This window comes from Bradyrhizobium jicamae (assembly GCF_001440395.1).
Classification (GTDB): Bacteria; Pseudomonadota; Alphaproteobacteria; order Rhizobiales; family Xanthobacteraceae; genus Bradyrhizobium; species Bradyrhizobium jicamae.
In genome coordinates this window covers 45,855-68,478 of record NZ_LLXZ01000152.1, presented here as the reverse complement: position 1 = coordinate 68,478, position 22,624 = coordinate 45,855, and the positions used below count along the sequence as shown (strand labels likewise).

Below are 22,624 nucleotides of genomic sequence, written 5' to 3'. Positions count from 1 at the left end.
ACATTTACAATGGTCAATTGATGGAGCTATATTTTCTTCCCGCTGATTTTTAATGGTGGGATTTGTAGCGTTTTTATTGCGTTGGGGGCCTCATATGGTTTCCGTTGGTTTAGTCGATGACCATCCTTTGATGATTGAAGGTATCGTCACGCTGCTGTCTCGCACTCAGGGACTGGAAGTACTATCGACGGGTTCATCAGCAAGAGACATTGTTGATATTTCGTCGCGCCTGCGTCCGGACGTCATCATTGTTGATCTGAGCATGGCGGGCGACGTCTACGCCGCAATTGCATCTTCAATCAAGATTTCGCCGAACACAAAGATCGTCGCGTTTACTGCCGCGACCGGAGTCGATTCCGCGATCCGCGCCCTCGATGCCGGCGCGAATGGATACGTCCTGAAGGGGAGCAGTGCGCAAGAACTGATACAAGCGGTGGAAGCGGTGCGACATGGCGAAACGTACATTACGCAAAGCTTTGCGAGCCAGGTCATTGCAGCCCTGAGAAACGCGTCGGTGCGTCGGGTAGCAGCTGAAGCCGTCAGGTTCAGCATCCGCGAAGACCAGATCGTACGACTGTTGCTGCGCGGTTATACCAACAAGGAGATCGCTGCATCTCTCAGGATAAGCGAGAAGACCGTCAAGAACTACATGACAATCCTGATGCAGAAACTGAACGCGCGCAATCGTCTCGAAGTCGTTATCGCCGCACAGGCCCTTGCTGAACAGGAGACGAACGATTCCTCCAGACCTGAGCAACGACAGTCGCGTCAACTCTCCTGAGCCCTTGCCGTAAGTACCTCCTAGCAATATCCCCGCGTTAGCCACCACATCGGTTGTCGGCGCCTCGACCTCAACCAGACCCGCCTCGCGGTGTCATGCCTGAGCTCCCTTGGTCCCACGCGTGACGACCACGACAATTCTAAGTGCCGCATCGGAGAAATAAGCACGGCAAGTGAACCGCGCTCGATGTACGGCTTCCGTCGAGGTCACATCGAGATCGGCTAGTGCCCCGACAAATAATGAGCGCGAGCGGGCGCGGTCCCCGATGGCGGCACGTCGAGGCGTACGGCAACGCCCTCCCATTCCGGACCCGGCGCCGGATAAAGCTTCATGACAAGCGGATCATGGCCGGGAATGATGTGGCTCTCGTCCGGCGCCAATGCGAGCAACCGGTCGAATCCCTCAAGCATTTCGCCGATATGAAGGGCGGTCGTGAACGGCCGCTCACTCGCCATGTTCTCGTAGAAATGGCTGACATCGGAGGCGAGCACGACGAAGCCCCGGCGGGTCCTGACGCGAACGAACTGCAGCCCGGCCGAATGACCGCCGGCCGCATGGATCGTAAGGCCGGGAGCGAGCTCGGCATCACCATTGTAGAACAGTACCCTGCGGGCATAGTTGAGCCGCACAATCCCGCAGATATCCTCGACCTCGAAGGAGTGCGACAGCCGCGGATACCGCATGAAGCGGCCGGTGGCATAAGCCAGCTCGCGCTCCTGGAGATGGAAGCGTGCACTCGGAAACCGGTCGAAATTCCCCGCATGGTCGTAGTGCAGATGCGTGAGGACCACGTCCTCGACCGCGTTCACATCGATGCCGAGCGCGTCGAGGGTCTCGACCGGACAACGCAGGAACGTCCGATTGCGCTTCTTCGATACTTCCGCGTTGAAGCCGGTATCGATGACGAAGACACGTCCCCCTCCTCTCGCGACCCACATGAAGTAGTCCATCGGCATCGGCCCGTCGTGCGGATCGCCGCCGATGAAATGATCGCTGCGCAGCGCATCGCGGGTCGCATAGCGAATGGCGAAGAGTTCGTATTCCTGCTCAGCCATGCGATCCCCCGATCGTTCGTCGCTTCACTACTTTGTCTCGACTTCGTTGAACGCCTCGCGCGCGTTGCGGAAGGCATCGATGCCGGCTGGCACGCCGCAATAGACCGCCACCTGCAGCAGGATTTCCTTGATCTCGTCCTTGGTGAGGCCGTTCTTCAGCGCGCCCTTGACGTGCAGCTTCAGTTCGTGCGGACGGTTCAGCGCGCCGAGCATCGCCAGATTGACGATGCTGCGGGTTCTCCGGTCCATTCCCGGCCGCGTCCACAGCGCCCCCCAACAGAATTCGGTCGACCATTCGGCCATCGTGCGGGTGAATTCATCGGCCCCCGCGATCGATTTGTTGACGTAGTCCTCGCCGAGAACTTCCTTGCGGACCTTGAGGCCTTTTTCGAACAGTTCGGTTTTGGTCATGGATCGTCCTTTCGGTTCTGGAGAGAGCAATTTCGGTTAGATCGATGATTCGAGGTTGCGGCGGTCTGCGCGCAGCATCAGGCCTGCGATATCATCGCACGTGTCGAGCTGCCAGATCGCCTCGATGATACATTCGCCGTCCCAGCTACTGCCGCCGGTCCGCACGCCATCACGCAGCTTGGCTTCAATGTCGCGATCTCCGAGCGGATCGGCAAGACTGCCTCGCGGAGACATCACGGTTTCGGTAACGGTGTCTCCCGATGCCAGCCGGATGCTGACGCGCGCCGCACCATCAGGCATGGAGCTGTCGAGTTCTGCCCGCACTTTCTCGCGAAACTTTGCAATGTTCGGCGCCAACACCGTTTCACGCGCAAACTCGGACACGCCGGCGGCGCCGATCAAGAGCGCGCAGGCGACACAATGATGAATGCTCACCCGGGCATCGCGCTCGTTCCGGACCGGCCGGTCTCCGCGCGCGAGTAACAGCGCAGACCCCTGCACCGTAACCAGTTCGATCTCGTCAATCCGTCCGATGCGGCCGCGCAACCCGAGACAGGCATCGATGACGGCGTGAAACACGATGCCTGCCGGGTAAGGCTTGTAGGTATTTTTGGATATCTCCCAGGTCTGACCGAGGCCGCCGAGCAGGCGTTCGAGATCGGGATCATCGCCCATGGCACGCGCCCAGCCGAGAGGCCCCTCGATCGCTCGTGGCGCGGCTTCATAGCCCTGTTGCGCAAGCAATGCCGCGAACAGCCCGTTCCTCGCCGCGTTGCCGACGCTGACATTCTTGGCGGCCGTCGGCAGATTCTCGACATTGCCAGCCGACTGGCTCGCGGCGATGCCGATCGCATTGGCGATTTTGTCCGCAGATAGCCCGAGCAGTTTTGCGCAGGCCACCGCAGCACCGAATATCCCGCAGGTCGATGTGATGTGCCAGCCGCGTGCATAATGGTGCGGAGAGACGGCATTGCCGATGCGGCATTCGACCTCCACCCCGAGGATGAAGGCCGTCAGAACGTCGCGCCCTGGCAGTCGGCGGGCTTCCGCAAGCGCCAGCACGGGAGCCGCGACCGGCGCCGCCGGATGAATGATCGTCTCGGGGTGAGTGTCGTCGAAATCGAGAAGGTTCGCCGAGATGGCATTGACGAACGCCGCGCCCATCGCATCGAGTTGTTCGGCGCGACCGATGATTGTCGAGGTCGAGGCGCCGCTGAACGGCGACAAGGTCCGCAAGGCGATGGTGACCGCGGGATCGCAGGCCGAGCCGAGGGCGGTGGCGAAAAAATTCAGTATCGACCGCTTGGCCTCGTGCTGCTGCGCCGCGACATCCGCCCATGACGTGGCGGCAACCAAATCAGCCAGCGTCCGGCTGACGCTTGAAACTTCGCTTTGCGGCACTGGGACGCATTCCTCGCTTTTCCGAAGCTTAAGCCGACCTGCGGCCAACTGTCGACCTCAAAATGTTCAGCTTGACAGATTGACTGACAATCTGAACAAATGTGACGGACAGTGCCGGAACCGGTGCCGCGACGACGACAACGAATAGCGACGACAAGTCGAACAACAACAGCGCGCTCGCCTTCGAGACGCGCGACAGGGAGCAAGCGATGGCGGGAGAGACGCTCGGCGTAATCGGCACGGGCCGCATGGGCGGACCTATGGCAGGGCGGCTGCTGGACGCCGGCTACTCGCTGGTCATCTACGATACCCAGGACGAGGCCATGCAGCCGCTGCTGAAGCGCGGTGCGCAACAAGCCAGATCGCCCGCCGACGTCGCTTCCCGTGCAGAGATTGTACTCGCCAGCCTGCCGACACCTGACATCGTCAAGGCGGTTGCACTCGGCTCCGACGGGATCAGCAGCGGCAACCGCGTGCGCATCGTGGTGGATTTGTCGACCACTGGCCCCGGTGCGGCCAAGCTGGTGGCCGAAGGCCTGAAGGCCAAGGGCATGACGCTGGTGGATGCTCCCGTGAGCGGCGGCATCAAGGGCGCCGTCAACGGCACGCTCGCCGTGATGGTGTCGTGCCCGCAGGCGACCTATGACACCGTGCAGCCGATCCTGAAGAATTTCGGCAAGCTGTTCTACACCGGCGACAAGCCCGGCGTGGCCCAGACCGCCAAGCTAGCCAACAATTTGATGGCGGCGGCGGCGCTGGTCATCACCTCGGAAGCGGTTGCGATGGGCGTCAAGGGCGGCGTCAACGCCAAGGTCCTGATCGACATCATCAATGCCAGCAGCGGCCGCAACAGCGCGTCCGAAGATAAATTCCCGCGCGCCGTGCTGCCCGGCACCTTCGATTTCGGGTTTGCGACCGGGCTTTCCTACAAGGACGTGCGGCTCTGCATTGACGAGGCCGAAGCCATGGGCGTGCCGATGGTTTGCGGCGCGGTGGTGCGACAGATGCTTGCGATCACCAACGCCAAGTATGGCGCCGCATCCGATTTCACGTCGATCGCGAAGGTCGTCGAGGAGTGGGCCGGCGTGCAGATGCGCGGCTGACCGGCAGACAACTCAGGGAGTGGTGAGCGCGATGGCGATCGGCGCATCCGGATCCGGCAACGAACCGCTGGCGCGGCGAATGGCGCGGTCGGCGCTTGCCGTCGAGCTTGCGGATTTCGGTCCGGACGTGGTCGCGAAGGCCAGGCTCTGCCTGATCGATTTCCTCTCCTGCGCATTCGAGGCCGGCGATCACCCCTGGAGCCGTCAGGCCATTGCAGCAGCCCATCCCGTCAGCAATGGCGCGACCATCATCGGAACCTCTCGGCGCGCATCTCCGGCAGACGCGGCCTTTGCCAATGCCGTGATGGGACATGGCCTCGTGCGCGAAGACATGCACGCGGCCAGCATCTCGCACCATGGCGTCGTGATCTGGCCGACCCTGCTCGCCCTCTCGGAACAGGCTCCTTTGCGCGGCACCACCCTGCTTGCCGCCGCCATCATCGGCTATGAAGCCGGCGCACGGATCGGCCGCGCGCTGTTCAACTCCGACCTCGCCCGGCTGTATCGACCGACCGGCCTGGTGGCGCCGCTTGGTGCCGCCCTGGCCGGCAGTTTTGCACTCGGCCTTTCCGAGCAAGTCGCAACCAGTGCCGTCGCGATTGCCGCCAACACATCCAGCGGCCTCAACGAGTGGCCGCATGGCGGCGGCTCGGAAATGTATTTTCACCCCGGCTTCGCGGCAGCCAATGCGCTGAGGGCGATCGCCCTCGCCGCGGCCGGCGCGCTTGCATCCGAAACCATCCTGGAAGGCGAAGCCGGCCTGTTCGCCGCCTACCGGCGACAACGCGCACCTGATGAAATCCAACTATTCCCCGGCGGCGAGGCGGAAATCATGGCCGTCTACAGCAAGCCCGCGCCAGCCTGCAACTTCGCGCAGACCGCATCGCAAGCCGCGCTCCGCGTCTCGCACGAGCTTGGCGAAACCGAATCAATCGAGCGCATCATCATTCGCGCGCCCGAGGCCGCAGTTCGCTATCCCGGCTGCGATGCCAAGGGGCCTTACCGGAATGCGTTACAGGCCAAGATGAGCATTCCATTCAGCGTGGCGGCGACGCTTGCCCGGGGCGAGATCGACGAGGACAATTATGCGTCCCTCGATGATCCGGAAATCCTCCGCCTCATCGCCGCAACCGATCTTGAGAGCGATGCCGCCCTCACGACCGCCTTCCCCGCCAAACAAGGCGCTGATGTCAACGTCCACCTGCGAGATGGCAAGACGATCAAGCATAGCCTTTCCGACGTCGTCGCCGCGACCCCGGCAGAAATCCGAAGTCGTTTTCGCGCCGCCGCAGCGCGCGTGATCGGTGAGGATCGCGCGCGTCGGCTGGAACAGACGATCGATGGCTGCGAGCAGCTTGGCGATGCCGGCGTCATCGCCGCGGCATGCCGGCTCGAGCCGCCGGGGCAGATTTTGCGAACAGCGTCCTAAGCGAATGTCGGGGGAATCGTGAGCCAGGAAACCAGCATTGCCATAACCGGGAGCGGCCGCTGATGGAGGGCTTTCTGCAAGCGCTTGCCGCCGGTCTATTGATCGGCGCCGTCTACGGCCTGATGTGCGTCGGCCTTGGCCTGATCTTCGGCGTCATGCGCGTCATCAACTTCGCCCATGGCGACTTCATGATGCTCGGCATGTATGTTGCCTTCTACCTCTTCACGGCTGCCGGCGTTCAGGCCTTCTTCGGCAACGCCGTCGGACCGTTCGTCGCAATCCTGCTCGCCGGTCCGGCGCTCGCGATCTTCGGCTACTTCGTTCACCTCACCCTGATCTCGCATGTATCGGGCACGCGCACCGCTTCGCTCGAGGGCGAAGGCCATTATGCCCAACTCATCCTCACGCTCGGCATCGCGTTGATCCTTCAGAACGGCGGGCTCATCATCTTCGGTTCGGTGCTGGCCTCGATCCGTACGCCGCTATCGAGTTCGGCCTGGGAGCTTGGTATTCTCTCCGACGTAAGCGTCTTCATCAACAAAGCGCGCGGCATCGATGCCGTCGTCTCACTCGTGATCATGACGTTGCTCAGTCTCTTGATCACACGCTCGCGAATCGGCAAGTCGTTGCGCGCCGCGGCCGATAATCCGACGGCCGCCACCTATATGGGCATCGACGTCGATCGTGCGCACCGGGTCGCCTTTGCGCTCGGCTGCGGCATCACCGCTATCGCCGGCGGCCTGCTCGCCACCAACTATCCGTTCCATCCCTTCGTCGGCCTTGAATATGTGATCGTGATGTATGCCGGCGTCGTGCTCGGCGGCATGGGGAGCATCATCGGCGCATTCTGGGGTGGCATGACGATCGGCCTGGTCCAGCAGATGTCGACGCTGATCCTGCCGACACAACTGCAGAACGCAGCGATCTTCGTCGTCTTCCTCCTGATCATCTTCTTCCGTCCGCAAGGCTTCTTCGGGCGCATGGTCGAGAGGACATGACCATGCCCCAGTTGCGCTCGCTGCTTCCTGCGATTCTCTTCACTATTGCCTATGCGGCGGTCTCGCTCAGCGTCACCAACTCCTATTACCAGTTGGTGCTGACGCTGGTTCCTGTGTGGGCCGTGTTCGGCCTGTCCTGGAATTTGCTGAGCGGATACACCGGCCTGATCTCGTTCGGCCACGCCGCCTTCTTCGGGATCGGTGCCTACACGACTGCGCTCGGCCAGATCTATTTCGATCTATCCCCCTGGCTCCTGATTCCGATCGCAGCGATGCTCGGCGGCATTGCCGGGCTCCTGATCGGCTTTCCGACCTTCCGCCTGCAGGGCCACTACTTCGCGCTGGCCATGCTCGCCTACCCGCTCGCCATCCTCTACGTCTTCGAGTGGCTTGGCTTCCAGGAAGTCACGCTCCCGATGAAGCGCGATGCGCCGATCGCCTATATGCAATTCGGCGATCCTCGGCTCTACACGTTGCTGGCGCTGGCCATCATGCTGGCCACGATCGTGCTGACGCGGATCATCGAGCAGTCCCGCTTCGGCATGGCGCTGCTCGCCATCAAGCAGAACGAGGCCGCAGCCGAGGCGGCCGGGATCAATACGCTGGCGTGGAAGCTGCGTGCGATCACATTGAGCGGCGCCATCGCCGCCGCGATCGGCGCCTTTTACGCCCAGGTCCTTCTGGTCGTTACTCCGCAATCCGTGTTCGGCATGCTGGTGTCGGCTCAAGCCCTGACCGTCGCCATGTTCGGCGGCGTCGGAACGGTATGGGGACCGGTGATCGGATCGGTGATCCTGATCCCGCTGGCCGAGATACTGCACGCAGAAGCCGGCGATCGCTTCCCCGGCATCCAGGGCGTGATCTTCGGCTTCGCCATCATCTGTGTGATCCTGGTTGCTCCGGAAGGACTGTTCTGGAAGCTACGCGACCTCCTGCGCAAGCGCTTCCCGCGGAAGGCCAATGCTGCGCCTGACGCATCGCAGCCGGCAACGGCCACCGTGACGCCCTTGCACACCGAGCCTCGCAAGCGCGCCGCAGGGTCCGAAGTCGTGCTCGAAGTACGCAATCTCTCGCGCTCCTTCGGCGGATTGAAGGCCGTTCAGAACGTCAGCTTCAAGCTGCACAAGAACGAAATCCTCGGCATTATCGGCCCGAACGGCGCGGGCAAGACCACGCTGTTCAATCTCCTCAATGGTTTCCTGCGGCCCGATGAGGGCGAAGTCCTGATCGATGGCCGCAACATGTCGGGCGAGCGGCCGCATACGATCTGCGAGGCCGGTATCGGCCGCACCTTCCAGGTCATGCGTCCGTTCCTGCGCATGTCGATTCTCGACAACGTCGTGGTCGGCGCCTATGTGCGCGCAAAGACCGAGGACGAAGCGAGGAAGCTCGCCGCCGACGCCGTTGCGCGCGTCGGCCTGTCTGACGTCGCCGATCGCGTTGCCGGCGAACTGTCGACCAAGGAATTGCGCCTGATGGAGCTCGCGCGCGCCCTCGCCGGCCAGCCGCGAATTCTGCTGCTCGATGAGACGCTCGCCGGGCTCGGCCATGGCGAGGCGGACGAGGTCGTCGCCGTCATCCGGCAACTCGCCCGCGACGGCATCACGATCGCGATCATCGAGCACACCATGCAGGCGATGGTCCGCCTGGTCGACAGTTTCGTCGTCCTCGACCACGGCGCCGTCATTACCGAAGGAGAGCCCGAGGTCGTCACGCGCGACAATCGCGTGATCGAGGCTTATCTCGGCAAGAAATGGGTGGCCCATGCTCCGCATTGAAGGATTGAGCGCGGGCTATTCGGCCAAACCCGTTCTGAACGGCGTGTCGATCAATGTCGAGGCAGGCCAATTCGTGGCGATCGTCGGACCGAACGGCGCCGGCAAGACCGCGCTGTTCAAGACCATTTCCGGCATCCTGCAGCCAAGCGGCGGCCAGATCATGTTCGGCGACGCTGACCTCCTGATGGTGCCGCCGGCGCAGCGCGCCCATCTCGGCATCGCCCACGTGCCCGAAGGCCGCCAGGTGTTTCCGTCGCTCACGGTGATGGAGAACCTGGAAATGGGCGCAATGACCGAAAGCGGCCGACGCGACTGGAAACAGAATATCGAGCGCATCTTCGAGTGGCTGCCGGTGCTGGCGGAGCGCCGCGGCCAGTTCGCCGGCACACTGTCAGGCGGGCAGCAGCAGATGCTGGCGATCGGCCGCGGCCTCGCCTCCTCACCCAAGCTATTGATGCTGGACGAGCCATCGATGGGGCTCGCGCCGTCGACCGCTGATTTCATCTTCGAACGGCTGATCGATATCCGCAAACAATCCGGGCTGACCATGCTGCTTGTCGAGCAACGCGTCGCGGAAGCGCTTGAATCCGCCGATCACGGCTACGTCCTCGAAGCCGGACGGGTCGTGCTCGAGGGCAACAATGAAACGCTGCGCGCCGACGACAGGGTCCGCAAGGCCTATCTCGGCATGTGACCAGTTCTAACGAACAAAGAAAAACAGGGAGAAACAAGATGAACAAGAACCCCAAAGGGCTGACGCGCCGCACCGTCCTTTCTGGCGCTGCTGCTGTCGGCTTCTCAGGGCTGGCCCGTGCGCAGCAGCCGGCCGAGGTCAAGGTCGGCCTGATCGTCCCGCTGTCCGGTATCTACACCCGTCCCGGCCAGGTGATGAAGATGGGCGCCGAAATGGGCATCGATCACATCAACAAGCAAGGTGGCATCAAGGCGCTCGGCGGCGCCAGGATGAAGCTGGTGGTGATCGATTGCGGCGACACCACCGAGAAGGCAAAGAACGCGGCGCAGCGAATGGTGGCGCAAGAGACTGATCTCGTTGCCGCGACCGGCGCCTATCTCTCCTCGTTCACGCTGGCGGTGACCGAAGTGACCGAGCGCGCTGAATTGCCCGTGCTGACGCTTTCCTATTCGGATCTGCTGACCGAACGTGGCTTCAAATATATCTTCCAGACCGCGGCTCCCGCCAGCCGGCAGTCCGAACTCGGTCTGCCGACGCTGATGAAGCTTGCCGAATCCGCATCCGGCAAGCGGCCGAAGACGGTGGCGATGTTGATGGACAACACGGCGACCTCCATCGCGACAGCGAAGGCCCTGAAGGAAAAGCTGTTCGCGCAGGAGGGCCTCCAGTTCGTCGTGGAAGAGATCTGGACACCGCCGCTGTCCGACGCCACCCCGTTGATCCAGAAGGTCCGCTCCGCACGTCCCGATCTCCTGCTCTTCATGCCGAACGCGGTATCGGACGCCAAACTCGGGCTGGAGAAGATCAACGAGTTCGGCCTCGGCCAAGGCAAGATACCGACCGTCTCCTTCAGCATCACGATTGCCGAGCCCGACATGCTGCAGAGCGTGAGCACGGAGGCTGTGCAAGGCATCATGACGATCGTCGCCAATTGGGGCTCGAAGGGCCAGGAAGAGCTGATCGCGGAGCTGAAGGCCAAGTACAAGGAGCCCTGGGCGACACAGAACGTCGTCTCGACCTATGGCGACATGTGGCTGATGAAGGAGGCTCTGGAGAAGGCCGGCAAGGTCGACCGCCAGGCCGTCGCGCAGGCTTTCCGCACCATGGATGCCGGACCTTCGAGATATTATCCCGGCGGCCAGCTCAAATTCGACGAGAAGGGCCGCCGCGTCGGCGCCGGTGTCGTCATCGTGCAGTGGCAAAATGGCGTGCCGGTCACCGTCTATCCGCCCGAACTCGCGCAGGCCTCGCCGTTCTGGCCGAAAAAATCCTGACAAGAATACTTGTTCACCATTGAGGGAGGATCGTCATGACTGGGAATTTCCAGACCAAAGTGACCCGGCGAACATTGCTCGCCGGCGCATCCAGCGCACTGATTGCATCCCGTGCCTGGGCGCAGCAGCTTTCTGAAGTCAAGGTCGGCCTGTTGGTGCCGATTTCCGGCATGTACGCGCGGCCAGGAACCGTGATGCGCCACGGTGCCGAAATGGCGATCGATCACATCAACGCCCAGGGCGGCATCAAGGCGCTTGGCGGCGCCAAGATGAAACTGGTGGTGCTCGACTCCGGAGACAGCACCGAGAAGGCCAAGAATGCTGCACAGCGCATGGTGGCGCAGGAGACCGACCTGGTGGCGGCGAGCGGCGCCTATCTCTCTTCCTTCACGCTGGCGGTCACCGAGGTTACCGAGCGGGCCAACCTGCCTGTCCTCACCCTCTCCTATTCCGATCTCATCACCGACCGCGGCTTCAAATACGTCTTCCAGACCTCGGCGACTGCGGGCTCCCAGGCCCGGCAGGCGTTGCCGCAGATCATCAAGCTTGCGGAATCCGCCTCCGGCAAGCGGCCGAAAACGGTTGCGATCCTGACCGACAACACGGCGGCTTCGGTCGCCTCAGCCAAGTCGATGCGCGAAGGCCTCCTTGCGGAGAACCAGCTGCAACTCATCGTCGACGAAACCTTCACACCGCCGCTGGCCGACGCCACGTCGCTGGTGCAGAAGATTCGCTCGGCCAAGCCGGACCTGCTGTTCTTCCTGCCGACCGTGATCTCCGACGCAAAACTGCTGCTGGAGAAGATGAACGAGTTCGGCCTCGGCCAGGGCAAGATCCCCACCATCTCGTTCGGCATCGCGATTGCCGAGCCGGACATGCTGCAGACCGTCAGCCCGGAGCTGTTGCAGGGCGTGTTGACCTGCGTCGCAAGCTGGGGCGCGAAAGGGCATGAAGCGCTGATCGCGGAGCTGAAGAGCCGCTACAAGGAGCCATGGATGACGCAAAATGCGATCTCCACCTATGGCGACATGTGGGTGATCAAGGACGCACTCGAGAAGGCCGGCAAGGCCGACCGCGTCGCGGTGGCCGAAGCGCTGCGCAGCATGGATGCGGGCCCGTCCAAGTACTACCCGCTCGGCGAGATCAAGTTCGACGAGAAAGGCCGCCGTCTCGGTGCCGGCATGACCATCGTGCAGTGGCAGACGGGCGTACCGGTCACGGTGTTCCCGCCACAGCTTGCAATGGCGCAACCATTCTGGCCGAAGAGCTGACATCGCCGCAATAAACGGAGAACACGATGGACAAGACGACCTACGACCGCGGGCTCGAGATCCGCAAGAGCGTGCTCGGCAGCGAATTCGTCGACAAGGCGTTGGCATCGGCGGATGATTTCAACCGCCCGATGCAGGATCTGACGACCGAGTACTGCTGGGGCTATGTCTGGGGCCGCGACGGCCTGACACGAAAAACCCGCAGCTTCCTCAATCTCGCAATGCTCTGCGCGCTCAATCGCCCGCACGAGCTGAAGACGCATGTCCGCGGCGCACTGGCCAATGGCGCCACACGCGAGGAGATCCGCGAGGTGTTCATGCAGGTGGCAATCTACTGCGGCGTGCCCGCCGGCGTGGATGCATTCCGCAACGCCAAGGAAGTGTTTGCCGAGTTGGACAAAAAATAGGAGCCGCCGCGCAATGAAGGACAAATGGGCCCTCGTTACCGGAGCGACCGCCGGCCTTGGCCTGGCGGTGGCGGAAAGCCTTGCCGGCGCGGGGGCCAATATTGTCCTGCACGATCTCGTGGCGCCCAGGGAAGCCGCCGATCGTCTCGGTGCTCGCTTCGGCGTCGACGTCATGACGGCCGAAGCCGACTTGTCTCAACGTGCCGCCATTGAAGCTATGATGGCAGAGTTGCTCAACCGCTGTGGTGCGATCGATATCCTCGTCAACAACGCCGTTATCAGGCATTTTGCCGCCGTCGAGCATTTTCCGCCGGACGAATGGGACCGCGCGCTGGCAGTGAACCTGTCGGCGCCCTTTCATCTGATCCGGCTGGCGCTCCCTGCCATGAAGCAGCGCGGCTGGGGCCGCATCATCAACATGGCCTCGATCTATTCGACCCGCGCCGTCGAGGATCGCATCGACTACGTCACCACCAAGACAGCGATCCTCGGTGTCACCCGCGCCGTCGCGCTGGAAACGGCGCGTACCGGCATCACCTGCAACGCGGTAGCGCCTGGCACGCTGCCGACACCTGCCATTCAGGGCAGGATCGCATCCATCGCCGCGAAAGCCGGGGAGAGCGTTGAAAGCGCCACGGAAAGGTATCTCGCGACGCGCCAGCCCTCCGGCCGGTTCGTCGGTATGGAAGCTGTCGGCGCCCTCGTGGCCTTCCTTTGCAGCGCGGCCGCACAGGACATCACGGGGACCTGCCTGCCGATCGATGGAGGATGGTCGGTCGCATGAGAAGAGTTGAGCTGGAAAAGGAGCGCTTCCGATGACTGAAGAATCAGGCCAGACTGTTGTTCTGACCGGCGCTGCCGGCGGCATGGGGCGCGCGATCACGAAGGCTCTGGTCGAGAGTGGACGCCGCGTCGTCCTGGTCGACCGTGACGCGAGCGCCCTTCAGGAGTTGGCCGCCACGACGGGCAATGCCGTATTCCCCATCCAGCTCGATGTGAGCAATGCGCAAGACGTGGATCGCCTGCCGGATTCGATCCCGGAAAAATTCAGGCCGATCGATGTCCTGATAAACAATGCGGGGCACGACATCGGTGGACGAACGCGCTTCGACATCGGATCGGCGGATGACTGGTCCAACATCATCCAGACCAATCTGATCGGCCTGATGCGCGTCACGCGCGCCATTCTCCCCGATATGGTCAAACGCAATGCCGGGCACATCGTCAACATCAGCTCCATCAATGCGGTGCGAATCGTTCCTGACATGGCCGCCTATAGTACCAGCAAGGCGGGCGTCCACATGTTCACCGAAACCCTCCGCGGCGAGCTGGCCGAGACGGCGATCCGGGTGACCGAGCTGCAGCCGGGCTTGACGCGGACGAACATCATCCTGACCCGCTATCGCGGTGACCGGCAGCAGGAGAAGGAGTACTTCGACCAGTTCAAGATGGCGCTGGACCCGGCCGATATTGCCCGGTCGATTGTCTTCGCCCTTGACCAACCCGCCCATGTTCAAATTGCCGAAATGATGATTCTGCCTGTAAACCGGTACTGAGCCACGCAAACGAAGGCCCGGCCATGGACAGACGTAGGGAATTGCAGTCGACACTTCGAATAGAGGACGTTCCGACCGTCCGGGCGATGGTTGCACAGAAGCTGCGCGAGGCAATCATGTCCGGCACGCTGAAGCCGGGCCAACGGCTGGTCGAGCGCGAATTGTGCGAGATGATGGGTGTCAGCCGTCCTTCGATCCGCGAGGCGCTGCGGCTCCTGGAAGCCGACGGGCTCGTCAACACCGTGCCGCACCGCGGTCCCGTTGTCAGCACGATCAGCCTTGAGGAGGCCAAGCAGCTCTACGCTGCCCGCGCGGTGCTGGAGGGGTTTGCGGGCCGCGAATGCGCCCGCCTGCGCGACCCCGACGTGGTGCGCCGGATCGGCGATGCCTTGACGCGGCTGAAAGCGGCTGCGGCCAATCAGGACCTGGTCGGATGCCTGGAAGCCAAGACCGACTTCTATGGCGCACTGATCGGCGGCTGCCGCAACAGCTTCGTCGAGCGGATGCTCAAGCCGCTGCACGACCGGATCACGCTGTTGCGGATCACCTCGATGTCGCAACCGAAGCGGATCAACAAGAGCCTGCGCGAGGTGACCGCGATCTGGCGCGCGATCCAAAGCGGTGATGAAGAACTTGCCGAACGCTGTTGTGTCGATCACATCAAGGCAGCCGCGGTGGCTGCCCTCGACATGATCGAGCGGTCGGCCAAGGAAAAGACGCTTCCCGACGAATAGGCCAAGCGCGCAGGGAGATTTCGATGAAGTTTTTAGTACGATCGCTGCCTTTGCTTCTTCTGCTGTGCTCCCCGTTTGCTACGGCGTCTGCGCAGGACTATCCCTCCCGCCCGATCACGATGATCGTGCCCTTCTCTGCCGGCGGTCCCGGCGACGTCATCGCACGGATTCTCGCAACCTCGATGAGCGCCACGCTGAAGCAGTCGTTTGTCATCGAGAACGTGGTCGGTGCCGGCGGCACGCTCGGCACCAATCGCGTCGCGAAGGCCCCGCCTGATGGTTACACACTGCTCTTGATGCATGTCGGCCAGGCGACTGCGCCAGCGCTCTACGCCAAATTGCCGTTCGATCCGGTCGCCGATTTCGCGATGATCGGCCTCGTTACCGACGTGCCGATGATCCTCGTGACGCGGCCGAATTTTCCCGCCAAGGATTTGAAGGAACTGATCGCTCGCATCCGCAGCGATGGCGACAAGATTACGTTCGGCAATGTCGGCCTCGGCTCCGCCTCTCAGCTCTGCGGCTTGATGTTCATGAGCACGACCGACACCAAGCTCACACCGGTCTATTACAAGGGCGGCGGTCCGGCTCTGAATGACGTCGTCGCCGGTCATATCGATGTCTATTGCGATCCCGCGACCGGGCCGACGCCCCATATCCAGTCCGGCACGATCAAAGGCTATGCGATCACCGGCAAGCAGCGCGTGGCGACATTGCCTGATGTACCGACATCGGCCGAGGCCGGCCTTCCCGCTTTCGATGTGACCACCTGGTACGGCCTCTATGCGCCGCGCGGCACACCGAAACCCGTAGTCACTTCGCTGGTCGCTGCCCTGCAGACCGCCCTCAAGGACCCGGCACTTGTCAGCCGCTTTACCGAACTCAGTATGGCGCCCGTCGAGCAAGAGCGCGCGACGCCGGAAGCGCTTGAGAGCTTCCTCAAGGCGGAAGTCGACAAGTGGCGACGGATAATCAAGGCGGCGGGAATCGAGCCGCAGTAAGCGGAATCAGCACTTCCGCAGCTCAAAACAGACAACGCAAGTCACCACCAGGTTCCCGGTGCGCCGCAGGCTGAGCAAATGTTTCGCCCTTCTCGTTGAGAAAGTCGAAGTTCCCTGGGCCCCAGGCTTTGCTGCCGCCGGCGGAATGGCTGGAGGCGCAGGAGAATGCTTTCGCGACGGTGGGCGCACCAGGGCTCGAACCTGGGACCCGCTGATTGAGGGTCAGCCATCGGTTCAGAGCAATCAATGAGTTGCAGGGTCGCGCACCTGGGCTTATCCGGCCGAAAATGGGCATTCGTCGCACGTTCATAGTACTTCGTTGCACCGCCCGTTACGCCGACATCTCTCTTGATCTAAATCAACGGACTCCCGCCGATGACGATCAACGAATGGCGGGAAGAACCAGGTAAGGCAAGAAAGGGAGTGAGCCATGTCCGCATGTGCCTCCCATTTGATGAAAACTCGTCGCCTGCGGCAGGCCGGACTGATTGTCCTGATCGCTCCCGTGCTGTTTACAGCCTGCCAACGTGAGACGGAAACAGCGGCTCCAGCAGTCCGTCCGGTTCGAACCGTAACCGTGGAAAAGAGCAAGGCAGGAACACAGCTCACTTTTACCGGCAGGATTGAAGCCGAGGACGAAGTATCGCTTTCGTTCCGTATTGGCGGCCGGCTTCTCGAGAGCAATGGTAAGCTCGGAGATCGGGTGGAGCGTGGTCAGGTTATCGCGCGCCTTGAACCACAGAACGAGATGAACGGCCTGCGGCAGGCGCAGGCCGCTCTCGCGGCCGCCCAGGGGCAGTTGGTTCAGGCCCGCAATCAGTTCGAACGTCAGCAGACCCTCTTCGGGCAGGGCTGGACCACCAACGTCAACTTCGATCAGGCAAAACAGGCCCAGCAAACCGCTCAATCGCAGGTCGATGCGGCCGAGGCCCAACTCAAGATCGCGCATGATCTGGTTGGCTTCACCGAGCTCAAGGCTGACGCTCCGGGGGTTTTGACGGCAACCGGTCCCGCGGCGGGTGAAGTCGTCCAAGCCGGACAAAGCATAGTCAGGGTTGCCCGCAAGGATGGCCGCGATGCCATCTTCGACATTCCCGCCCAGGTCCTCCGAACGGCGCCGAGCGATCCTGAGATCAGCGTAAGTCTGACCGACGATCCCGCGGTGACCGCCCGCGGGCGCATCCGCGAAGTTGCCCCCCAAGCCAATCCGGCAACACGAACCTTCGAAGTCAAGGTTGGCCTGACTGATCCTCCACCGGCGATACGTCTTGGTGCAACCGTGACCGGGCGCATGGAAACGGAGGCTGTTCCGATCATTGAGATCCCGGCTACGGCGTTGACGAAAGCAAATCAACAGCCCGCCGTTTGGGTCGTCGATCCCACAAAAAATACCGTATCGCTGCGAAACATCGACGTGCTGCGCTTTAACCAGGCGCTGGTGGCAGTTTCCCAGGGAATTGACACCGGCGAAATCGTGGTCACGGCGGGCGTGCAAGCTCTACACCCGGGTCAGAAGATTCGCATACTCGGATCGGGCCCGTCATGAGGTTCAATCTTTCAGAATGGGCGCTGAATCACCGCTCGTTCGTCGCTTATCTCATGATCATTGCCGTCATTGCCGGCCTCGTATCCTATTTCCGTCTTGGGCGCAGCGAGGATCCCACCTTCATCATCAAGACCATGGTTGTTCAGGCTGCGTGGCCGGGAGCAACCATTGAAGATACGCTGAAGCAAGTAACCGAGCGACTTGAGCGCAGACTGCAGGAAACGCCACATCTCGACTTCCTGCGCAGCTATACCAAGGCAGGCATCACGACGATTTTCGTCAATTTGAAGGGCAGCGCAAACGCGAAGGAAGTCGCCGACACCTGGTATCAAGTTCGCAAGAACATCGGCGATATCAGGCACACGCTGCCAACAGGCATCGTTGGACCCGGTTTCAACGACGATTTCGGCGCGACGTTCGGGATCATCTACGGTTTCACCAGCGACGGGTTCACCCATCGCGAGCTTCGCGACTACGTCGAAGACATCCGCTCGAAGCTGCTTCTTGTTCGTGACGTCTCGGAGATCGAACTGCTGGGAGCTCAGGACGAACGGATCTATGTCGAGTTCTCGACGAAAGAACTCGCCGGCCTAGGCATCGACCGCTCGGCGCTCATCGCCGCGCTCCAGGCGCAAAACGTTGTACGTCCGGCGGGCACCATCCAAACCGGCGACGAGAGTCTGTCGCTGCAGGTTTCAGGCGCGTTCCGTACGGAGCGGGACGTCGCCAACGTCAACTTCATCGCGGACGGACGGACGCTGCGCCTGAGCGATATCGCGCAAGTGCGGCGCGGCTTTTCTGATCCTCCCCAGCCCATGTTCCGCGTAAACGCCGAGCCGGCGATCGGGCTTGCCATCGCCATGCGGGAGGGCGGAGATATTCTTGCCCTCGGCAGGAACATCAAGCGGGCGATGGACGCGGTCACGGCCGACCTGCCGATCGGAATCCAGCCAATCCTGGTCGCCGATCAGGCCGTCACGGTTGATGGCGCGATCTCCGAATTCATGACCTCGTTGTTGCAGGCGATTGCCATCATTCTCGTGATCAGCTTCATCAGTCTGGGCGTCCGCCCAGGGCTGATCATCGCGCTTTCCATTCCCTTGACGCTCGCCATCGTGTTTCCGATCATGCAGATGGCGAGCATCGACATGCAGCGGATATCGCTCGGCGCCCTCATCATCGCGCTGGCACTGCTCGTCGATGACGCGATGACCACCACCGACGCTACCCTCAACCGCCTGGCCGCGGGCGATGACAAGATTGAAGCTGCGACGTTCGCGTTCCGGACCTATGCATTCGCCATGCTCGCGGGAACGCTGGTAACCATCGCCGGATTTGTTCCCGTCGGCTTTGCGGCCAGCTCCGCCGGGGAGTACACATTTTCGCTATTTGCCGTCGTCAGCATCGCACTGCTCGTATCATGGTTTGTGGCGGTCGTCTTCGCCCCGCTGCTGGGCGTCCTCATTCTGAAACCGCCCCGTACCTCGCAAACCGCGACTCCCGGCAGAATTCTTTCTTGGTATCAGAACTTCCTGACCGCGGCCATGCGGGCGAAATGGGTGACTATTCTTCTCACCTTGGCTCTCTTCGGCCTGTCCTATCTCGCCCTTCCGCTCATTCCCCGCCAATTCTTTCCATCTTCCGATCGTCCGGAGCTTCTGGTCGATATCAGCTTGCCGCAGAACTCGTCGATCTATGCCAGCGAAGCCGCCGCGAAGCGCTTCGATGCGACCCTGAAGGGCGATACGGATGTAGCGCGCTGGAGTACCTATGTGGGACGCGGCGCCATTCGCTTCTATCTACCGCTCAATGTACAGTTGGCGAACGATTTTTTCACACAGGTGGTGATCGTTGCGAAGGATGTCCCGGCGCGTGAGCGCCTTCGCGTCAAGCTTGAAAAATTCCTGGCCAATGAATTCCCGAGCGCGATTTCCCGGGTCGCTCCGCTCGAACTCGGCCCGCCGGTTGGCTGGCCCGTCCAATATCGCGTAAGCGGCCCCGACATTGACCAGGTGCGCGAAATCGCACTGAAGCTTGCCCAGATCGTCGCAACCAACCCGCAAGCCGAGCAGGTCAATTTTGACTGGATGGGGCCGGCGCGTCAGTTGCGCATCCATGTTGACCAGGACGAAGCGCGATTGCTGGGCTTGAGCTCGCAGGCGGTGGCGAGCGTCCTCAACACCGTGATTTCAGGCACGCCCGTCACCCGGGTTCGCGACGATATCTATCTTGTCGACGTTCTGGTGCGCGCGACCGACGAACAACGCGTCTCGCTTCCAACTCTGAGCACCCTGCAGGTACCGCTTCCGAACGGGCGAACCGTCCCGCTGAACCAGTTCGCAACGTTCGAATACAAGCAGGAGTATCCATTGGTGTGGCGGCGCGACCGTGTGCCCACGCTGACGGTGCAAGCCGATGTGGCGCAGGGAGCACTTCCGGAAACCGTCATCAACGCGCTGGCGCCCACGGTCGATAGACTGGCAGCAACCCTTCCCCGCGCTTATCGCGTCGTCGTGGGCGGGACGGTTGAGGAAAGCGCGTATTCGCAAGCTTCCGTGATGGCGGTCGTTCCGGTCATGCTGTTGCTGATGTTCACGGTCCTCATGGCCCAGCTGCAAAGCTTTCAGCGGCTGTTCCTGGTCCTCAGCGTCGCGCCTCTCGGCTTGATCGGCGTTGCCGCGGCGCTTCTCGTGTCGCGCAGGCCGCTCGGCTTCGTCGCAATTCTTGGCATCCTGGCATTGATCGGCATGATTACCAAGAATGCCGTGATCTTGATTGGCCAAATCGACGCCGAACGCGCGCAGGGGAAGGACGTCTGGTCTGCCGCAATCAATGCCAGCAGCTCCCGCTTCCGCCCGATCATGCTGACCGCCGTATCGACCGTCCTCGGCATGATCCCGATCGCTCCAACGGTGTTCTGGGGACCAATGGCGTTCGCGATCATGGGAGGATTGCTGGTTGCGACGATTCTTACGCTTATCTTCCTTCCTACCCTGTATGTAGCCTGGTTCAAGGGAACCGAGAAATCAGCCGGTCTGCAGAAGCCGGCGGAGATCGGCATTCCGACGACCAAGTCGTAACACTCGATTCTGACAGTCGGGGGGTCTGACAATGGTGCCAAATCAATCCGCAGCGAGACGGCCCAGCGGCTTCCTTTGGCTATCGGTGCTTCTCACATTTATCTGGTTCGCGGCGAACTCGTCCTTCGCCATTAGCGTGATCGCGACCGGCGCAATCATTTCCGTCGTTCTGGCCTACATGTTCACACGCAAGCCGGGCGCGTGGCGAGACGTCCGCTTGTCCCCGGGGCGCCTCTATCATTTCGTTCTCTACACATGTGTCTTTCTGATCGAGTTGGTCCGCGCGAACATCAACATGATGCGCTACGTCTATGCCCCACGCATCAAGATAAACCCCGGCATCGTCAGGATCAGAACGAGACTCGAGACTCCCGTCGGACGTCTTGCACTTGCCAGCTCCATCGCGCTGACGCCTGGGTCACTCGTTGTCGACATCGATGGCGACAGCCTCTTCGTTCATTGGCTCGACGTCAAAACAACAGACACGGACGAAGCAACCCGTGTCATTGCCGGCGTATTCGAAGAACACCTGAGGAAGACCTTTGGCTGACGCAATCCTTACCGCCGCGGCGATTCTGATCTTTCTCGGGGTCGCGTTTGGCGTGTTGCGTCTCGTTCTCGGACGAACCACGGTAGACCGCGTTGCGGCAATCGACATGCTGACCGTCGTTTCGATTTCGCTCATTGCGCTTTACGCGCATGTGGCCGGCCGTTCGATCTACCTGGACGTCGCTCTGGTTTACGGTGTTCTGAGCTTTCTGGCTGTCCTGGCGATTGCACGCTATCTCGAGCGAGGTCTTTGACAACATGCTTGATCTCTTCGTTTACCTGTTGTGCGGCAGCATTCTTGTGAGCGGTATGCTGGCAGTGTGCCTGGACAGCACCCTGGCGGCGGCGGTCAGCGGGGGACTCGCGAGCCTCTTCGCAGCGGTTTGCTACGTCCTGCTAGGCGCGCCGGATGTCGCAATGACGGAGGCGTCGATCGGCTCCGGCTTGTCGGTGCTCATTTTCCTTTACGCGATCCACAGGACAACAGAGAGAGCACGATGACGGATCTGATCGGAAGCGTTCTAGTCCTGCTTGGCGCAATCTTCCACTTTTCGGCAGGGCTTGGCATGTTGCGCATGCCCGATGTGTATACCCGCATGCAGGCGGGCACCAAGGCCTCCACACTCGGCAACACTTTGGTGCTCACGGGCCTGGCCATCCATCACCCGGGCTGGAGTTTCAAGCTCCTGATCATCGTCTATTTCGTGCTGATGACGAATCCGGTCTCCTCGCATGCGTTGGCTCGGGCGGCGCATGCTATCCGAATTCCCATGGCGGGTGATACGGGCATAGATGCGCTGCGTGACGCACAGCAGAGAGTTGGGAACGGCGCATGATCCGCCGCCTCTCCATCGTCATCGCTCTCGTCTCGTTCGGGCTTGTGTTCGCAAGTCTTGTCGCCGGCTATGCCGAGCGGCAATCGCCGCGGCCCCTGGCGGAAGGCTACATCAGGCTCGTCCCGCAGGAGCTGGGCGCGGCGAACGTCGTTACCGGCATATTGCTGACCTACCGCGCGTTCGACACACTCGGGGAGGTAGCCGTTCTGTTCATGGTGGCGGCGAGCGTCGGCCTCGTGCTCGGTGGGGAACGCCCACCGCGCGGCGTGCGCTCCGAGGTTCGTCCTGACGCGGCCCGGCCATCGTCGGAGATCGTACAGACTGGCACGCAAATCCTCGTTCCGCTCATTTCCATTTTCGCGGCGTACATCATCATGAACGGACACCTGACCGCGGGTGGCGGCTTCCAGGGCGGCGCCGTCATTGCGTCCGGCGTTCTGCTCGTGCTGCTAGCCTACCCGCAATACCAGCCCGATCTCGAATTCCTTGGCATCACAGAGTCTGTGGCCGGCGCATTGTTCGTGCTGGCAGGCATCGCGGGGCTGATCGTTGCGGATGGCTTTCTGGACAATCGGATCCTCCCACTTGGGCAATTCGGTGCGTTCTTCAGCGCCGGTGCCATTCCCGTCCTATCGGCGCTTCTGGGCATCAAGGTTGGCTGCGAGCTAAGCGTCATTCTCGAGAGGTTCCGGCCCTAACCCGATCATACGAAGGGAGCCG

23 protein-coding genes are annotated in these 22,624 nt (G+C 61.8%); 20 read left to right on the top strand and 3 right to left on the bottom strand.

Annotated features, from left to right (window positions below):
• Positions 1–94 precede the first annotated feature (94 nt).
• A complete protein-coding gene (locus tag CQ12_RS24655) occupies positions 95–781 on the top strand; it encodes a response regulator (RefSeq protein WP_083519469.1) in 687 nt (228 codons plus the stop codon).
• A gap of 221 nt (positions 782–1,002) precedes the next feature.
• Here the strand turns inward: CQ12_RS24655 and CQ12_RS24650 are convergent, their stop codons facing one another.
• Genes CQ12_RS24650 through CQ12_RS24640 form a run of 3 tightly spaced genes read right to left on the bottom strand, consistent with a single transcriptional unit; the run spans position 1,003 to position 3,648 of the window.
• Positions 1,003–1,836, bottom strand: a complete 834-nt coding sequence (locus CQ12_RS24650; RefSeq protein WP_057837895.1) for an N-acyl homoserine lactonase family protein — start codon at positions 1,834–1,836, stop codon at positions 1,003–1,005.
• Between the two features lie 27 nt (positions 1,837–1,863).
• Positions 1,864–2,247 carry a carboxymuconolactone decarboxylase family protein gene (locus CQ12_RS24645; protein ID WP_057837894.1) on the bottom strand — a complete coding sequence of 128 codons (384 nt, stop codon included), beginning with the start codon at positions 2,245–2,247 and terminating at the stop codon, positions 1,864–1,866.
• Positions 2,248–2,283: 36 nt separating this feature from the next.
• Entirely contained in the window at positions 2,284–3,648 is a 1,365-nt protein-coding gene (locus tag CQ12_RS24640; protein WP_057837893.1) for an MmgE/PrpD family protein, read from the bottom strand.
• Positions 3,649–3,749: 101 nt separating this feature from the next.
• Here CQ12_RS24640 and CQ12_RS24635 point away from each other — a divergent pair, with 101 nt between their 5' ends.
• The 19 genes from CQ12_RS24635 to mbhE all read left to right on the top strand — a co-directional run bounded on the left by CQ12_RS24635 (position 3,750) and on the right by mbhE (position 22,602).
• Positions 3,750–4,751, top strand: a complete 1,002-nt coding sequence (locus CQ12_RS24635; protein ID WP_283807408.1) for an NAD(P)-dependent oxidoreductase — start codon at positions 3,750–3,752, stop codon at positions 4,749–4,751.
• Positions 4,752–4,782: 31 nt separating this feature from the next.
• Positions 4,783–6,180, top strand: a complete 1,398-nt coding sequence (locus tag CQ12_RS24630) for an MmgE/PrpD family protein (RefSeq protein WP_057837892.1) — start codon at positions 4,783–4,785, stop codon at positions 6,178–6,180.
• A 62-nt stretch (positions 6,181–6,242) separates the two neighbouring features.
• Positions 6,243–7,178, top strand: coding sequence for a branched-chain amino acid ABC transporter permease (locus tag CQ12_RS24625; RefSeq protein WP_057837891.1), 936 nt, complete (start codon positions 6,243–6,245; stop codon positions 7,176–7,178).
• Positions 7,175–8,956: a branched-chain amino acid ABC transporter ATP-binding protein/permease gene (locus CQ12_RS24620; RefSeq protein WP_057837890.1), complete on the top strand. Its 1,782-nt coding sequence runs from the start codon at positions 7,175–7,177 to the stop codon at positions 8,954–8,956. Before CQ12_RS24625 ends, CQ12_RS24620 begins: the two co-directional genes overlap by 4 nt.
• Positions 8,943–9,650 (top strand): ABC transporter ATP-binding protein, encoded by a 708-nt coding sequence (locus CQ12_RS24615; protein WP_057837889.1) that lies wholly within the window; start codon positions 8,943–8,945, stop codon positions 9,648–9,650. The genes CQ12_RS24620 and CQ12_RS24615 overlap by 14 nt, the downstream gene beginning before the upstream one ends.
• 38 nt (positions 9,651–9,688) lie before the next feature.
• Positions 9,689–10,924 (top strand): ABC transporter substrate-binding protein, encoded by a 1,236-nt coding sequence (locus CQ12_RS24610; protein ID WP_057837888.1) that lies wholly within the window; start codon positions 9,689–9,691, stop codon positions 10,922–10,924.
• Positions 10,925–10,959: 35 nt separating this feature from the next.
• Entirely contained in the window at positions 10,960–12,195 is a 1,236-nt protein-coding gene (locus tag CQ12_RS24605; RefSeq protein WP_057837887.1) for an ABC transporter substrate-binding protein, read from the top strand.
• A 26-nt stretch (positions 12,196–12,221) separates the two neighbouring features.
• Positions 12,222–12,602, top strand: a complete 381-nt coding sequence (locus CQ12_RS24600) for a carboxymuconolactone decarboxylase family protein (protein WP_057837886.1) — start codon at positions 12,222–12,224, stop codon at positions 12,600–12,602.
• Between the two features lie 13 nt (positions 12,603–12,615).
• Positions 12,616–13,386, top strand: coding sequence for an SDR family oxidoreductase (locus tag CQ12_RS24595; protein ID WP_057837885.1), 771 nt, complete (start codon positions 12,616–12,618; stop codon positions 13,384–13,386).
• Between the two features lie 31 nt (positions 13,387–13,417).
• Positions 13,418–14,158 carry an SDR family oxidoreductase gene (locus tag CQ12_RS24590; protein ID WP_057837884.1) on the top strand — a complete coding sequence of 247 codons (741 nt, stop codon included), beginning with the start codon at positions 13,418–13,420 and terminating at the stop codon, positions 14,156–14,158.
• 23 nt (positions 14,159–14,181) lie between these two features.
• On the top strand, positions 14,182–14,892 hold the full coding sequence (locus tag CQ12_RS24585) for a GntR family transcriptional regulator (protein ID WP_057837883.1): 711 nt from the start codon (positions 14,182–14,184) through the stop codon (positions 14,890–14,892).
• Between the two features lie 23 nt (positions 14,893–14,915).
• The gene (locus CQ12_RS24580; RefSeq protein WP_057837882.1) at positions 14,916–15,893 is read left to right on the top strand and encodes a tripartite tricarboxylate transporter substrate-binding protein; all 978 of its coding nucleotides are present in this window, start codon (positions 14,916–14,918) and stop codon (positions 15,891–15,893) included.
• A gap of 430 nt (positions 15,894–16,323) precedes the next feature.
• Positions 16,324–17,439 carry an efflux RND transporter periplasmic adaptor subunit gene (locus CQ12_RS24575; RefSeq protein ID WP_245310110.1) on the top strand — a complete coding sequence of 372 codons (1,116 nt, stop codon included), beginning with the start codon at positions 16,324–16,326 and terminating at the stop codon, positions 17,437–17,439.
• A complete protein-coding gene (locus tag CQ12_RS24570) occupies positions 17,436–20,519 on the top strand; it encodes an efflux RND transporter permease subunit (RefSeq protein ID WP_057837880.1) in 3,084 nt (1,027 codons plus the stop codon). Before CQ12_RS24575 ends, CQ12_RS24570 begins: the two co-directional genes overlap by 4 nt.
• A 31-nt stretch (positions 20,520–20,550) precedes the next feature.
• Positions 20,551–21,069 carry a Na+/H+ antiporter subunit E gene (locus CQ12_RS24565; protein WP_057837879.1) on the top strand — a complete coding sequence of 173 codons (519 nt, stop codon included), beginning with the start codon at positions 20,551–20,553 and terminating at the stop codon, positions 21,067–21,069.
• Positions 21,062–21,322, top strand: a complete 261-nt coding sequence (locus tag CQ12_RS24560) for an MrpF/PhaF family protein (RefSeq protein WP_057837878.1) — start codon at positions 21,062–21,064, stop codon at positions 21,320–21,322. The genes CQ12_RS24565 and CQ12_RS24560 overlap by 8 nt, the downstream gene beginning before the upstream one ends.
• 4 nt (positions 21,323–21,326) lie before the next feature.
• Entirely contained in the window at positions 21,327–21,569 is a 243-nt protein-coding gene (locus CQ12_RS24555) for a hydrogenase subunit MbhD domain-containing protein (protein WP_057837877.1), read from the top strand.
• Positions 21,566–21,904 (top strand): monovalent cation/H(+) antiporter subunit G, encoded by a 339-nt coding sequence (gene mnhG / locus CQ12_RS24550; RefSeq protein WP_057837876.1) that lies wholly within the window; start codon positions 21,566–21,568, stop codon positions 21,902–21,904. The genes CQ12_RS24555 and mnhG overlap by 4 nt, the downstream gene beginning before the upstream one ends.
• Positions 21,901–22,602 (top strand): hydrogen gas-evolving membrane-bound hydrogenase subunit E, encoded by a 702-nt coding sequence (mbhE, locus tag CQ12_RS24545; RefSeq protein ID WP_057837875.1) that lies wholly within the window; start codon positions 21,901–21,903, stop codon positions 22,600–22,602. Before mnhG ends, mbhE begins: the two co-directional genes overlap by 4 nt.
• Positions 22,603–22,624: the final 22 nt, after the last annotated feature.

Bases quoted from the DNA above. Each gene is read 5' to 3' on its own strand.
- CQ12_RS24590 (WP_057837884.1), top strand. From the start codon at position 13,418: ATGACTGAAGAATCAGGCCAGACTGTTGTTCTGACCGGCGCTGCCGGC.
- CQ12_RS24610 (WP_057837888.1), top strand. From the start codon at position 9,689: ATGAACAAGAACCCCAAAGGGCTGACGCGCCGCACCGTCCTTTCTGGC.
- CQ12_RS24580 (WP_057837882.1), top strand. From the start codon at position 14,916: ATGAAGTTTTTAGTACGATCGCTGCCTTTGCTTCTTCTGCTGTGCTCC.
- CQ12_RS24620 (WP_057837890.1), top strand. From the start codon at position 7,175: ATGACCATGCCCCAGTTGCGCTCGCTGCTTCCTGCGATTCTCTTCACT.
- CQ12_RS24600 (WP_057837886.1), top strand. From the start codon at position 12,222: ATGGACAAGACGACCTACGACCGCGGGCTCGAGATCCGCAAGAGCGTG.
- CQ12_RS24630 (WP_057837892.1), top strand. From the start codon at position 4,783: ATGGCGATCGGCGCATCCGGATCCGGCAACGAACCGCTGGCGCGGCGA.
- mnhG (WP_057837876.1), top strand. From the start codon at position 21,566: ATGACGGATCTGATCGGAAGCGTTCTAGTCCTGCTTGGCGCAATCTTC.
- CQ12_RS24585 (WP_057837883.1), top strand. From the start codon at position 14,182: ATGGACAGACGTAGGGAATTGCAGTCGACACTTCGAATAGAGGACGTT.
- CQ12_RS24595 (WP_057837885.1), top strand. From the start codon at position 12,616: ATGAAGGACAAATGGGCCCTCGTTACCGGAGCGACCGCCGGCCTTGGC.
- mbhE (WP_057837875.1), top strand. From the start codon at position 21,901: ATGATCCGCCGCCTCTCCATCGTCATCGCTCTCGTCTCGTTCGGGCTT.
- CQ12_RS24575 (WP_245310110.1), top strand. From the start codon at position 16,324: ATGTCCGCATGTGCCTCCCATTTGATGAAAACTCGTCGCCTGCGGCAG.
- CQ12_RS24650 (WP_057837895.1), bottom strand. From the start codon at position 1,836: ATGGCTGAGCAGGAATACGAACTCTTCGCCATTCGCTATGCGACCCGC.
- CQ12_RS24555 (WP_057837877.1), top strand. From the start codon at position 21,327: ATGCTTGATCTCTTCGTTTACCTGTTGTGCGGCAGCATTCTTGTGAGC.
- CQ12_RS24570 (WP_057837880.1), top strand. From the start codon at position 17,436: ATGAGGTTCAATCTTTCAGAATGGGCGCTGAATCACCGCTCGTTCGTC.
- CQ12_RS24625 (WP_057837891.1), top strand. From the start codon at position 6,243: ATGGAGGGCTTTCTGCAAGCGCTTGCCGCCGGTCTATTGATCGGCGCC.
- CQ12_RS24655 (WP_083519469.1), top strand. From the start codon at position 95: ATGGTTTCCGTTGGTTTAGTCGATGACCATCCTTTGATGATTGAAGGT.
- CQ12_RS24615 (WP_057837889.1), top strand. From the start codon at position 8,943: ATGCTCCGCATTGAAGGATTGAGCGCGGGCTATTCGGCCAAACCCGTT.
- CQ12_RS24645 (WP_057837894.1), bottom strand. From the start codon at position 2,247: ATGACCAAAACCGAACTGTTCGAAAAAGGCCTCAAGGTCCGCAAGGAA.
- CQ12_RS24605 (WP_057837887.1), top strand. From the start codon at position 10,960: ATGACTGGGAATTTCCAGACCAAAGTGACCCGGCGAACATTGCTCGCC.
- CQ12_RS24565 (WP_057837879.1), top strand. From the start codon at position 20,551: ATGGTGCCAAATCAATCCGCAGCGAGACGGCCCAGCGGCTTCCTTTGG.